The sequence below is a fragment of the Streptomyces sp. NPDC055078 genome, from assembly GCF_053607985.1.
Genome location: NZ_JBSGUP010000191.1, coordinates 1 through 12,690, shown reverse-complemented (window position 1 = coordinate 12,690; position 12,690 = coordinate 1). Strand labels below are relative to the sequence as shown.

The 12,690-nt window shown below is 64.9% G+C and carries 9 protein-coding genes and 1 pseudogene; 5 read left to right on the top strand and 5 right to left on the bottom strand.

From position 1 onward, the window contains the following. The 3 genes and pseudogenes from ACWF94_RS18020 to ACWF94_RS18010 all read left to right on the top strand — a co-directional run. Positions 1–246 (top strand): annotated as a pseudogene (locus ACWF94_RS18020) (DUF1963 domain-containing protein); the annotation flags it as partial. 640 nt (positions 247–886) lie between these two features. Next, complete coding sequence (locus ACWF94_RS18015) at positions 887–2,002, top strand: hypothetical protein (RefSeq protein WP_453488707.1); 1,116 nt, start codon at positions 887–889, stop codon at positions 2,000–2,002. 107 nt (positions 2,003–2,109) lie between these two features. After that, complete coding sequence (locus ACWF94_RS18010) at positions 2,110–2,553, top strand: hypothetical protein (protein WP_453488705.1); 444 nt, start codon at positions 2,110–2,112, stop codon at positions 2,551–2,553. Here the strand turns inward: ACWF94_RS18010 and ACWF94_RS18005 are convergent. The 5 genes from ACWF94_RS18005 to ACWF94_RS17985 all read right to left on the bottom strand — a co-directional run bounded on the left by ACWF94_RS18005 (position 2,545) and on the right by ACWF94_RS17985 (position 11,192). Next, a complete protein-coding gene (locus tag ACWF94_RS18005) occupies positions 2,545–6,537 on the bottom strand; it encodes a tetratricopeptide repeat protein (protein WP_453488702.1) in 3,993 nt (1,330 codons plus the stop codon). The genes ACWF94_RS18010 and ACWF94_RS18005 overlap by 9 nt on opposite strands. Before the next feature lie 113 nt (positions 6,538–6,650). Further along, positions 6,651–7,151, bottom strand: coding sequence for a hypothetical protein (locus ACWF94_RS18000; protein WP_453488699.1), 501 nt, complete (start codon positions 7,149–7,151; stop codon positions 6,651–6,653). A 503-nt stretch (positions 7,152–7,654) separates the two neighbouring features. Continuing rightward, complete coding sequence (locus tag ACWF94_RS17995; RefSeq protein WP_453488696.1) at positions 7,655–8,746, bottom strand: AAA family ATPase; 1,092 nt, start codon at positions 8,744–8,746, stop codon at positions 7,655–7,657. A gap of 37 nt (positions 8,747–8,783) precedes the next feature. Further along, positions 8,784–10,193, bottom strand: a complete 1,410-nt coding sequence (locus tag ACWF94_RS17990) for a toll/interleukin-1 receptor domain-containing protein (protein ID WP_453488694.1) — start codon at positions 10,191–10,193, stop codon at positions 8,784–8,786. A gap of 447 nt (positions 10,194–10,640) precedes the next feature. Then, the gene (locus tag ACWF94_RS17985) at positions 10,641–11,192 is read right to left on the bottom strand and encodes a phosphotransferase (protein ID WP_453488691.1); all 552 of its coding nucleotides are present in this window, start codon (positions 11,190–11,192) and stop codon (positions 10,641–10,643) included. A 343-nt stretch (positions 11,193–11,535) separates the two neighbouring features. Here ACWF94_RS17985 and panD point away from each other — a divergent pair, with 343 nt between their 5' ends. Both panD and ACWF94_RS17975 read left to right on the top strand, forming a co-directional pair. Beyond that, on the top strand, positions 11,536–11,952 hold the full coding sequence (gene panD / locus ACWF94_RS17980) for an aspartate 1-decarboxylase (protein ID WP_453488688.1): 417 nt from the start codon (positions 11,536–11,538) through the stop codon (positions 11,950–11,952). Between the two features lie 37 nt (positions 11,953–11,989). Continuing rightward, entirely contained in the window at positions 11,990–12,334 is a 345-nt protein-coding gene (locus ACWF94_RS17975; protein ID WP_453488685.1) for a GNAT family N-acetyltransferase, read from the top strand. Positions 12,335–12,690: the final 356 nt, after the last annotated feature.

Below are 12,690 nucleotides of genomic sequence, written 5' to 3'. Positions count from 1 at the left end.
GGTCCAGGGGTGGCCACCGAGCTGGACCCGGTCGAACGCGCCGTGTGGTGCGCCGTGAAGGCGGCGGAAGCGGGCCGTTGGGACGGAGCGGCGTCAGGTGCCGTCGAGCACTGGGTACTGCTCGCCGACTGGGATCCCGGTGTCCCGGGCAGGGAGGGCGCCACCGTCCACTGGGCGATCCAGCGCGAGGACCTGGCCGCACGACGTTTTGACCGTACATTCACCACCGTCTACTGGAACCCCTGACAAGCGGCTCCACCGACGATGCCGGTCGCAGCGAACCGGCCCCGGAACTCACGAGCCCGTGCCGACCGGCGGCCCAATCCTGGCCGGACACACGGACACACGGACACACGGACCGTACTCGGTGCAGTCTCCCGCGGCGCTCGCATGACCGAACACAACACCATCTGCACCTCCACCCGCGCCCACCTGAAATGGATCAACACCACGATGCAGGGCACCGCGACCCCCTGAGCCCGGCCACGACAACGGGGCCGACCCCCTGCGCGAGCAGCGTGCCGGTGTTCGCGTCGGGCGGCGTGCGCTCGCCACAGTCTCGTGTGAGCCTGGCGAACGGCAGCGGATAGCTGCTCCGCGGACGCTGTGGTCCGCAGCACTGCGGACTGCGGCACGGCGGCCCGCCCCGGGCCGGTGTCTCCCCGGCACCATCGGGATCACCTGTCAGCCGTCAGTAGAGCTGAACTCGTTCTTCGCGCGATGGCGTCCTCATGCCTGCGACGACCTCACTCACGTACACAGACGACTCAACGATGCGCACGGGCCGCGCGTCCGGCGCGCGCCGGGACAGCCCTTGGCTGCTGTAAGAATCGCTGGGTACATGAAAACCGGTCGCTTCACTCGCTTGCTGTGCTTAGAATCCGCCATGTCCAACTCGCAGCCCGTGCGCCCCTTGATCGCGATCGTTGGCAGTGTCGATGCCAGCCGCGTCTTTACTCCTCCCCTCGATAGCGTCGATCTGGGATCAGACGCATGTCGGGAGCTTGGGCGAGAACTAGCGCTCGCTGGCTGCGATCTGGCTGTGTTCTCAAGCAAGACGCAGTACATCGAGCCCGCAGTTGTCGCCGGCTACGCCGAAGCGTGCACAGCTGAGTCACCGGGCCGTGTGGTTGCGTATCCGCCAAGACACCGCAGTGTGGACTTCGCCTTGCAAGAAGGTAGCCATGTGACCTTGGAGGTCGTGCGGGACACGAGCGGTGAGTGGGAGGTCTCCTACTACCGCACGCTTCTGGCATGTGACGGAGTGGCAATGATGGGCGGAGGGCAGTCCACGCGTATCGCCGGAGTCATCGCCCTGGCGCAGAAGGTTCCGGTCCTCCCCATCGCCACATTTGGCGGGGGTGCGAGCCAGGTATGGATCAACCTCGACAAAGTACGGAACGACACCGACGACGCGGACATTGCACTGTTGGGCAGCGATTGGACGTCGGCGTCGGCCAGCCGGCTCGTTGCTTGCTTATCCGGCCAGCGGGAACGCAAGGCAGCGCGTAACCTTGAGGAGGCCAAGCGGCAGCAGGCAGCTTCGTGGAGCGGTTTCGCGGGCTGGACCGTGGCGGTGTTGTGTATGGGGCTGGCCGCTGCCAGCCTGGTCACAGCAGGTGACGCTCGCGCTGCCGATGTACGGAACCTCAGCGCCCTGGTTGGGGCGCCCCTTCTGGCGTCGGTTGCTGGGGCGGTCATTCGGAACTCATTTGTGGCGGAATCGAGTTGGCCTCGTGCCTGCATTCGCGGCTTGGGCGCCGGTCTGGTTACGGTCCTGTTGTATGTGGCGTCTCAGCTGCTGAGCGTCCCTACGCTCATGGACAAGCTCGACGTCCGGAGGCTGCTGTTCATCACGATTCCATTGGGTTTCACGGCTGGATTCACCTTCGACCTCGTTTTTGAGCGCCTGAGGTCAGGGGCTATCGGAGCTCCGCCGCCGGGTTCGGAACTGCTGTCGAGCTCTACTCCATTCGTGGGACAGAGCGAGCCGCGGGGGTGAAGTGCCGTGGCTTTGCGCTTACGCCGTCGTTGTGGCGGGTATCACATGGCCGTAGATGTGTGCACCGTGCTGTAACCGCCAAGTGACCGCCGAAGGAAGGGGGGCCAGTGAGCGCGATGCCTGTATCGGCGGCTCTGCTGGTCAAAGTAGCCTTGGAGGCCACGGGGCCGGGTGAGCGGCTGTGGGAAGGGCTGAAGAGAATCATTGAGCGGTCTGGGTCGCAGTCACCCCAGGCCGACGTGCGGCTGGGCGTGGCGGCACTCGACGCGATGCTCCAGGCACCGCTCGAACCTCGTTACGCCATCGAGCTGATCGAAGGTCTCACCGCCCAATCACGCAGCAACGCTCAGCTGCTGGCCGATCTGCGGGGCTGGGCCGCACAGGCCATGGAGTTGCGGCCGGCCGACAAGCTCGACGTTCTGTCTCCACACGTCGGACGAGGCCGTGAGAAGACGTACTCCGGTCGTCATACCGAGGCGCACTTCGCTGTGTACGGCGGCCCAGTGGGTACAGCCCACGAGGATGTGAACGGATCCTTCTTCTCACGGTGAGTCGGGCAGTGCGACGGCAGTTTGCAGTGCACTGTGGGCTGCCTCGTCTTCGCCCTGTTCGTTCAGGATGTGGCTGAGGTGGAGTAGATCGTCGCGCAGTGAGCGGGATTCTTCCAACAGGCTGTTCTCCAGTTGCGCTTGTGCGGCGATCTGCCCCATCGGTGCCTCGCCCTGATCGGTGACGGAGGGTTGGTAGGTCTGCTGCAGGTAGAGTTGCTGATAGCGCGAGGCACTGTGGTGCAGTGCCTCCAGGGCGCGCGGCAGGTCGTCGGCCTTTTCGAATGCTCTGCCCAGCTTGTGCAGGGCTTGTGCTTCGCCGTGCTGGTCACCGAGAGCCTCCAGGTGGGCGCTGGCATTGCGCAGGGCCGGGATGGCTTCGTCGTATCGCTGGAGGAGCAGTAGGACGTTTCCGATATTGTGCAGCACTGCGGCTGCCTGTGATTCGTTGTTTGCGAGCTGGTAAAGCGTGCGGGCCTGGAGGAACTGCGTCAGCGCTTCGGCGTACCGGTGCTGCTCGCACAAAATGACGCTCAGGGTGTTGCACGCCTCCGCTTCAGCTGCGGCGTCCTTGAGGGTGTGATGGATGTGCTGCGCCTGTTGGAGGTGACCGATGGCGTCGTCCATGCGACCTGATTGCTGCATCAGGTTCGCGACATCCTGATGCAGGAGAGCTTCCGTTTTTCGGTTGCCGACCTGCGCGAGGCATTCGAGGGCGCTCGTGTAGTGTCCGTATGCCTCTTCCAGACGGCCGCTGTCTGTGAGGGATTCGGCGAGGTTGCGGTGCAGGGGGGCTCTGTCGGCCGGCGAAATGGGGTACTGGTCGGCCAGTAGCGCCGCGCGTTCCAGAGTGTGAAGTGCTTGAGGGATGTCGCCGGCCTGGTGGAAGGCCGCGCCGAGATTGCACAGCAACGAGACCAGGGCCGTGGGCCGGTCATGGTCGTGTTGAGAGACGGCGTCAGTGAGCAGTTCGATCGCTTCACTGGTCTGCTCGGATCGCAGGAGGACCGCACCGAGACTACTGAGCATCTGAAGGTAGTCCTCGCGCTGCCGCTGGGCGTGAGGCAGTCGCGCGACGGTGAGCAGCACACTGCGGGCACGTTCGAAGTCCCCCCCGGCGGCGCTGCTGACGGCGAGGTTGTTGAGTACCGCTGCCTTGGCGTCGTTGTTTCCGTTCTCTTCGGCCCAGGTGTAGGCACGCTCCATGAGCGCGAGCAGGGCCGCGAACTGCCCTTGTTGGAAGAGGAATTGGGCACTATGCATGGAGATGGCCACACCGTCTGCATGCAGGTCGCTTTCGAAGCATTCGGTGGCCAGGGCAATAAGATTCCGATACTCGGCGTCGAGCCATTCGAGAGCGCCCAGCCGATCCTGTTCCCGCTGAATATCCGCGGTCTGTACGCCCGTGCGCAGCAGGGCATCCGCTTCCTTGGCGCGGGTGTGAAAAAAGTCCACGATGTCCGACCGGACTTCGGCCGTTCGTTGCGAGCCGAGGACGTTGTCCGAGATGGCGCGCCCATATGTTTGGGAGAGCATATGCATCCGCCAACGTCCTGTTCCCGCTGGGGCGATGAGGTGGTAGCGGGCCATGTGAGCCAGAAGTTCTTTTACGTTGCCGTATTCGGCGAGGATGCTCCGTGCGGTCTGGAGCGAGAATGAGGTGCCGGGCAGCCAGGAAAGGACACAGAAGACAGTTCGGTGGAGACGGCTCAGTGTCCGAAGCGCGTGGTCGAATATCGCGCGGATCGTCTGGCCGGTGGAGTCGCTCTGTTCGAGTACCGCCCGCCCGCTCAGGCTTTCGAGCAGGGCGGCTGCCGTCAGGTCGGGGAACGTCGCCAGTCGCGCAGCAGCCATCGTGAGAGCGAGTGGGAGAAGGCCGCAGATGTCCGCGATGGCGCGAGCCGTATCGGGGCTATGCCTCAGGCGGGCGTCGTTGGGGTTTCGCCGTTCAAGGAGGTGCTGCATGAGCTGTATTGCTGCATCTTCATCGAGGGCCTTCAGCTGGATGGTGTGCTCGGGCCGTGTGTGCAAGGGGCCGTGGGAGGTGGCGATGACGGCGAATCCGCCGGGCAGAATGGCTGTGATGTCACGCAGCTGTGCTGCGGTGACGCTGTCAAGAACCATAAGCACGGGCCGGGCAACGTCACCAGTGAGCATGAGTTGAGCCGCACACAGGGTGCGCAGTTGCTCGGGCGACTGCCCTCTCGTGGCAATTCGGGGATTGAGTGCGCGCAGCAGTGCCGACCAGGGCGCTCGTCGTGCGCTGTTCAAAGTGATGAAGAGAGCGCCTGCGTCGAAGCGTCCGCGGGCTTGCGCCGCGTGGGCTGCCTGGATGGCGATGGTGGTGGTTCCCATGCCCGTCATCCCGATAATGCCTACGCGGGGGACGTCCCCCGGGGCGCGCTCCAGTGTGGTCAGAACGCGTCCGATTTCCGATTCTCGGCCCAGCGCCAGAGGCTGTGGCTGCGGCAGAGGGCTGAGTGGGCGGGGTTTGGTATACGGGACGTCGTCGTCTACAGCTCTTGTGTGGATCGCGCTGGCCGTGGGAGCGACTTCCTTGATGGTGCTGCGGCGTAGCAGGGCGGTAGCGGCTGGCCCAAGAGAACCTTCATAGGCGCCGGCCTCTCGGAGCGTGGCCAGAACCAGGACCGGACGTCGTCCTGGGTCGTCCAGCAGTTCCAGGAGCGCTTCGGCCACGGCTTCGCCGGAGCCAGGCCGAGTCAGGTTGATGTCGAGATCATCGAGCCAGACGATGGTCTGGGAACCGACACCGTCGCTCGCCAGCGCGCGCAGAACAGCTTGGTTGCGGTCGATGACGGCGGGCGCCCACACAAACCATCTCGGCAGAGACTCGCGCATAGCGTGCCAGGCTGCGCGGGTTCGGCCGCTCCCCTGGGGCCCGCGCACCGCGATCAGTCCACTGATCTCCCGCAGACCCAGGTCCTGGATGGCTTGTCGCAAGCCGACCTCGAAGGGAGTGGGGTTGCGGTGAGGGAGTAGTGGAGGCCGGGGAGGTGCTGTATCGGGCTGATTCGGTGCCGGCCGGGGCGGAAGAGAGGCAGCCAGCAGGGCCAAGGGCGGAGCGATGCCGAAGTGCACGTAGTCGGTCTCCCCAAGGTCTCCGACGCGACGTCCCAGCAACTGGGGAGCACGCCGGTTGCCGTGGGGCTGGGGCCGGTCGATGAGTTCCGAGCCTCCCGGTGCTCCCACGCAGTACACCTGACCGTGGGACGTACGCACGAACATGGGGACGTGACTGGCGGAGGCGGCAGCCACGCCTCGGCGTGGCACGCGGACCTCGATCGCATCTTCCCACTGCCGCAGATCGTGGGTGACATGCAAAATGCGTGGCTGAGTATCTGGCACGAGTATCCCGTCTGCGGGCCAGACAGGATCGCCGAAGGCGAGTTTGCTGCCGTCGTGTCGAACCGAAAGCACTACGTCAGCAACGCGGCGTGCGGGAGACGGCATTCCCGAACCGTAGTGACTGATGCCCGATGGACCGGCAAGAATTTCGTGCAGGTCCAGGGCACTGGAAGTCTCGCGAGCACGCTGAGGCAGCCGCTGCCAAGCTTGTGAGAACCACCGTCGCATCCCGTCTCTGCGATGAGGCTCCTTGACGGCGGCGTGCAGAGCTGATTGCAACCATCGGTCCGCGTCCTGGATAGCGGCGGGCTCGATGCCCGCTTCTGCCAGAAGCGCCGCCCACGTTACGTGCTCTTCCAGAGCCAGAACCGGTGAGATGTTTCCGTGAGCCTGTCGAATGACGTCGCCCGCAAGGCGGATGGGATCACCAGGAGCACTCGTGCGCAGTTCATCGACCAGCCGTTCGCGTACATAGGTCTGCACGGGACGACGCAGGGCCATGTACTGGGCACCACGGTGTGCGGCCCAAGGCCCGTACCACAGGGCCGACTCCGCTCCGACATCGAGAAGGGGCCGCACGCGCAGCCGCATGGCACGGATGAGGGTGGGTTCGATGCGCACGGCGGAAGCCAGAGCTATGGCCAGGGACAGGCCGGACTCGGAGGGTAAGCGGAGATCGTCCTCGTCCGGCTGTGGCGAGGCGAGCCGCGGACGCTCACCGAAGTTCTGCGGAGTCACGACATCCTCGTGTGGGCTACTGAAGCCGTGGTGGTGCGGTCCCAGGTCAGTAGCGGCATCATGGCCTGCAGCCAGGAGGGTTGCCGCGGCGCGGATACGGGAGTGAGGGCTACGGGCGGACAGCCACCGCGGTGCAGGACAGTGAGAGCCTCTTGCCATTCATGGGCGCCGACGGTGCGCGTCGGTGTGCCGGCGTGGTGCAGGCCGAAATCACTGAGGATGAGAACGCGCGTGCCGCGGGCGGGTGCGGCGAGGGGCTTGTAGGTCCATCGCGCGCCGGTGCCGTTTCGGCGGGGGTCCCTGGCGAAATAGCGGATATCACAGGCGTGCCGACCGATGATCGCGCTGATCCGGTTGAGGAGTTCTTGCTGATCGCGAATGAAGAGCTGCATCCCCGTGCCGATATCGACGAGTACCTGTACGCCAAAGCGCAAAGTGCGCACTGGAGTTCGGGGCAACTCGCCAATGTAGGTTCCTTTGGCGAGGTCGATAACCATACGTTGGGTGTCGATTGGTCCCTCGTCGACGATCCGGGATAAGAGGAGCCTCAAGATCGCGCTCTGAGAGCGCGGTGGTAGCAATGACTCGTAGCCGCTGCGTTGATGATCGGGGGGACCTGGGTGTTCAGCAAGGACGGGTTCCGTAAAGGTCCTCCGGACTGCTGTCTCTGTGCCGATCGGCACCAGAAGAGACATCTCGCGGGACGGCTCGCCGGCACTCTGAGAGGTTTGATCGGAACGACGTGGACTCACCGGCCGCCGACGGTCAGTGGAAAACACTGGCGCTGTGGCTTGAGCACTCTCGTGGGAGGGCGTAGCGAGAGCATTCTGGGGCACTTGCTCGCGTCGTAGCCCCATCATCGCTACGATCAGGTCCACGGTGTCATCGTCGGCGTTCTCCAGAGCGGCCAGCGCACGGGCCACGTCTCCAATCCAGTTCTGACCTCGCGGCCGCATCTTGTCACCCAGATCCGCAGGACGCCCAAGGGGGTCGGCCATCGTCAGTCCCTACCGCTCATGTGCTGCGGTTTCAGCAGAGTCAGGTTCTTGAGCTTCTCCCACTGCCCGTCCCCTACCCTGATCTGTAGGGCACGACAGGCCCATAATGCGTCCAGGTATTCAGCCGTACTGGGCGGGCGAATTCCTTCCTTCGATGCACTGGTGCGCACCACGAGCAGCTCGTCGGCCAAAGCGCGCGCCAGGTCTCGATCGTCCTGATGAGTTTCCCCCCTGAGGCGAGCGTTGAGATGTTTCTCGGCGATGGCGACGAGCTGGTCGGCGGTGCGCGGCTCGGGAGCCGAGGCAATGACACAACGCCGCAGAAAGGCTTGTGGGAGCTCGCGTTCCTCATTGGTGGTGATGATCACCAGATGGCGTTCGAAGGGGCCGGGCGCATTCTCGTAGCTCGCCGGCTCCACCACCACACGTCGCCCTGTCTCGGTGACTGTGAAGTCGTGTGAGGCCAACGGCACCAAGAGGCCGTTGGGGACATCCGGGTCAGCTTTGTCAATCTCATCGATCAATACCACGGCATGGTCGCGTTTGCGATCACGGTTCCACCGCTCGATCCAAGCTTCTTCGTCTTCAGCTACGGGCATATCCACCACGTCCGCTGTATCGCTCGGGCCCGAGAGGGCGCTCGCCGTATCGTCCTTTCCTGCGGAGCGATGGCGGGCCGCACGCGCCTGATGAATCTTCTTCGCCACCTCAGCTGCCGACTCGGGGGCGTAGGCCCACCACAGCGGTCCGGGCTCGGTATAGGCGTCCTCATCCACGGGTCCCTTTTGGGATCCATACTGATAGCGGGCCATTTGGGCATCTGCCAGGCGTCGGACACCATCAAAATTCCACAACAGATCAGTCGCCCGCGTTTGAGACGTGACGACATACTCGTAATAGCGCCAATTCTCTTGGCGTGCCACGTACGGAGCCAGCGAGGACTTACCCGAGCCGGGGTTGCCGCGCAGGAGCAGCGGTCGCCCTGTCGCCTTGGCCACTTTCACGGCCAAATCCAGCTCATCCGGCATCACGTAAACCAGACCGTCCCGACGGTCAGGCATGTCCCCTGCATCGCCATTGTTTCTCGCGGTCATGGTGATCTCCTCTGCCTGGTGGGCCGTATTAAGGCGGTCAGCCACACTTGGCCAACAGTTCGTCGGTAGTCATCTTCAGTCTGAAGGCGGCTACCTGCGCGTCAGAGGTGGGCGCCGGCTCCACACACACCACATTCGGCAGGCCAATGGCCTCGACATCCTTGAAATCTGCCTCGTGATCGGGAGGAGCCAAAAGGACAAAGTTCAGCCAGGAGAAGTGGCTCTGAAGTTGCGCGGCCACATCAGCGACGGCCTCCAGCGGGTAATCTGCCAGGCTCAGCATCAAATAGAATGTGACGCCATCCACCTGAGGAAGCCCCAGCAGCCCGCCCAAGCCCTCACCGTCCGGGGCGTAGAAGACCGCATAGAGTTCCTGTACGCATGCCTCCATCAGCACTTCCACCAACGGGCGCTCATCCAGGGGCAGGTCCTCTTCGTCGCTGAGCGCGCCCAGACTCCAACTCCCGGGCTTCACGAACAGCGCACGCTGGACATGATGCTCGGCCATCCACATCTTCCGGGCGGGGAAGAGGATGAGGCGCCCCTGCACTTGACCGCCGCCGTCGGCGTCGGGCAGGAAGCACTTGGCAGCCTTGGCATCCACCCATCCAGGGACCAACTGCTCCGTCAAGGCATGGAGCGATCTCCCGTCGAGCGCGGGTTGCAGCTCTCCCAGGGCCTGGCTGAGCAACTGCCCCTTCTTGGCCGCGGTCAACAACTCGAAAGCCAGGAGCAGATCAGAGCCGACCCTCGCCTTGACCTGCGCCAGACGGATCTCGTCCAGGTGCAAACACTCGGCTGCACGAACCACGGCCCTCGTGGCATTCTTGGCCGCCTGGTCCAAGAAATCCGCGATCCGTTCCGCCCACCGCTCGACCTCGGGGCACCGCGTGACCACCCCCACATGGGTAAACTCTCGCAGCGCCCAATCGATCACATCTTTGAGCGGTGCCTCTCTTGATGGCACGGGATTCGCATCGCGCACGCGGTCCGCGATCACCGCCTGCAGACTCATCAACGGCCCGAACCCGTGTTTCCGTGCCATCTTGGACGTCGCGCCGCCCAACAGGACCGGCAGCACATGCGGCAGGCTCTTCATGGTGTGCCGAGACATCAGGATGTCACTCTCGCGGCGCACCCAATCCGAACTCTCAACCGTCTTGGGCCCAAGCAAAACGATCGCGGCGTCACACAGATACAGTTCGGAGTACAGCTCATCGGTCCACCGATCGGTGCCGCGCAGGCTGTCCATGTCGACGAAGACGTCGTATCCGCGCTCTTTCAGCACCGGGACCAAACATTCAAGCGCGTCCCTTACGCACTCGTCCTTGCCCGCCCCATGGCTGACTAAGACCTTCAACCTCGTTGCCCCCCGCCGACGTTGCCCTACCGGGACAGCCAACAGCCATCCACGCTCCCGTGAGCAAAGATTGTGACGGCCGATCACCCCAAACGCAGCCGTATGCGCAGATCCGGCTCGATCGAGGGTGCACCAAGTTGATCAGGCGCAGTCCTGAGTGGGCGGTTCGTGAGATCCTGAGTGTTTCTGTCTTAACCTGATGGTTTGGGTGGGGGCGGACTCGGCTGGTCCGCGGCTGGCGGTCTGTTGGGGTAGCAGGGGTGAGTGAACGCAAACTGCACCCGGGCGACCTATCGGATGGGCTGTGGTCGTTGATCGAGCCGGTGACCACGGCCTTGTAGTCCTAGCTCGGACACCAGAAAGCAAGTAACCCCGGTTTTGGATGGCAGGACCCCGTTGGCCCCGAGGAGACCTCGGCGGTGCGCGGAGAGAGCCTGACGTTCAGGATCCGCAGCATCCGGCAATACCGCCTCGCCCACTCCCGGGCCAAGGCCGAACCGGCCGCCGTGACCTGAAGCGGTCGGGGCTTTGCCGTCAGTTCACCAGAGCGCGATGCCGGGCTTCCCGGATGATGCCGTCGGCGGTCTCCTCGGGAGTGAGCGCCGCGGTGTCGAACCACCAGCCGGCGTCGCCGAGCTCGCGCGTCATGCCGGCATCGAGATCCTCATAGCCGTCGAAGTCGAACCTCTCTCCTGGATCACGGAGGGTGTTGCGGTACTGGCACGCCTCGATACCCGGGGCGAGGACGACGAACAGGACTCGCCTGGCCGGAAGGAGGGAGACGAAGTAGTCCAACTGCCCGCGGTCGGGGATCACCCAGTCGACCACGGGTGTGAAGCCGGCGTCGGAGAAGTTGTTCGCCAGCATGCACAGATTGCGGTTACACAGCTCCACCTGCCGCGCTGCCTCGTCGGCAGGTTCACCAAGGGCCCCGACGCGACCGCTGACGATCAGCCTGTTGATGAAGTCGCCGTCGAGCCGGGCGGAGCGTGGCAGGCACTCGGCGACGAGCCTGGTCACCGTCGACTTCCCGGCCCCGGGCATCCCCGTCACGATCAGGCACTCCGGAGTCTCAGCAGTGATCACGCCCGAAATCGTGCCAGCGTGCCTGGTGGTCGGCAATCGAATTTTCGAGGCGCGGTCCCCCTGCGCTCTCCTGACCACGGCCCGGAACTCCCGAGTGACAGTGATCACGAACGCCCTTCGGAGGGTGCTGCGTAGGCTTGGTCCGTCGTCGTGGCGGGGTCCGGGAGAGCAGATGCGGCCTCCCTCGGTCGCCTGGCGATGTGTCAGATAGGTCAGGAAGTGGTCAGCACGAGTCCTGGGAAACCTGGGGGAAGCTGCCCGGACAAGCGACTCGTTGTAGAGTATGAAACAGCCCTTGACCTGCAAAAATGCGGGCAGGGAGCCTATATGTTGGAGTGTCCCGATGTTGCGTACGATGTTCAAGTCCAAGATCCACCGCGCTACCGTCACCCAGGCCGATCTGCACTACGTCGGATCGGTCACCATCGACGCCGAGCTGATGGAAGCCGCCGATCTGCTGCCGGGTGAACTCGTCCACATCGTGGACATCACCAATGGCGCACGGCTGGAGACCTATGTCATCGAGGGTGAACGCGGCTCCGGCGTCATCGGCATCAACGGCGCGGCGGCGCACCTCGTACACCCCGGTGACCTGGTGATTCTGATCAGCTATGCGCAGGTGGACGACGCCGAGGCGCGCTCGCTGGTGCCCCGCGTCGTCCATGTCGACGCGGCGAACAGGATCGCCGAGCTGGGCTCGGACACCTCCGCACCCGTGCCCGGCACTCCGACGCTGCGCGCTCCCCACGCCGTACGCTGACGGCAGTACGTCGTCAGAGCGAGGGAGTACGGCCGCCATGGCAGATTTCGACATCCGCGACAACAGGGCGAAGGGCCTCCTGGAGGCGTACGAGGACGGACACGTCACCGGACGTATCGCCTATTTCACCCTGGATGCCACGCCCGCCGCCCTGGTGGCCGTGCACACCGTGGTCGAGCCGGAGTACGGGGGGAAGGGCATCGCGGGGGCGCTGGTGCGGGAGTTCTACGCGATGGCGGGCCGGGAGCAGGTCCCCGTCGTGCCGTTGTGTCCTTATGCGGCGAAGTGGGCAGGGCGGCACCCCGACGAGGCACCCGGGGCTCCGGCGGAACTGGTCGCCGCGGCGGAGGCGCAGTTGAAGGCCGACCCGCAGCGCTGGTGAGCAGGGGGCGGGCCAGCGTGCGGGACCCGCCCCGCCCCGCCCCGCGTGGGCGCGGTTGCGGTTGTGGCGGTTGTGCGGCCTTCCGGCCGTGCTCGCGCCGCCGTCACCGCTTCGGATCCGTCCCGACGTGTGAATCCGGCGCGCGGGGGAACGCGGACGGGGTGACAGTGGGAACGCACGACTCCGCGCTTTGGAGGTCCGGCATGACCCAGCCCCCCGTACCACCCTCACCCGTACCGACGCCGGGCCCGCCCGGCCCCACACCCGGACCGCTGCCCGGCCCCGGGCCCGTACCCTCGCCCCCGCCGGGGCCGTCTCCCGACCCGGTGCCGACGCCCCCGATGCCGGGTCCGGAG

Bases quoted from the DNA above. Each gene is read 5' to 3' on its own strand.
- ACWF94_RS17975 (WP_453488685.1), top strand. From the start codon at position 11,990: ATGGCAGATTTCGACATCCGCGACAACAGGGCGAAGGGCCTCCTGGAG.
- ACWF94_RS18000 (WP_453488699.1), bottom strand. From the start codon at position 7,151: ATGGTTATCGACCTCGCCAAAGGAACCTACATTGGCGAGTTGCCCCGA.
- ACWF94_RS18015 (WP_453488707.1), top strand. From the start codon at position 887: ATGTCCAACTCGCAGCCCGTGCGCCCCTTGATCGCGATCGTTGGCAGT.
- ACWF94_RS17995 (WP_453488696.1), bottom strand. From the start codon at position 8,746: ATGACCGCGAGAAACAATGGCGATGCAGGGGACATGCCTGACCGTCGG.
- panD (WP_453488688.1), top strand. From the start codon at position 11,536: ATGTTGCGTACGATGTTCAAGTCCAAGATCCACCGCGCTACCGTCACC.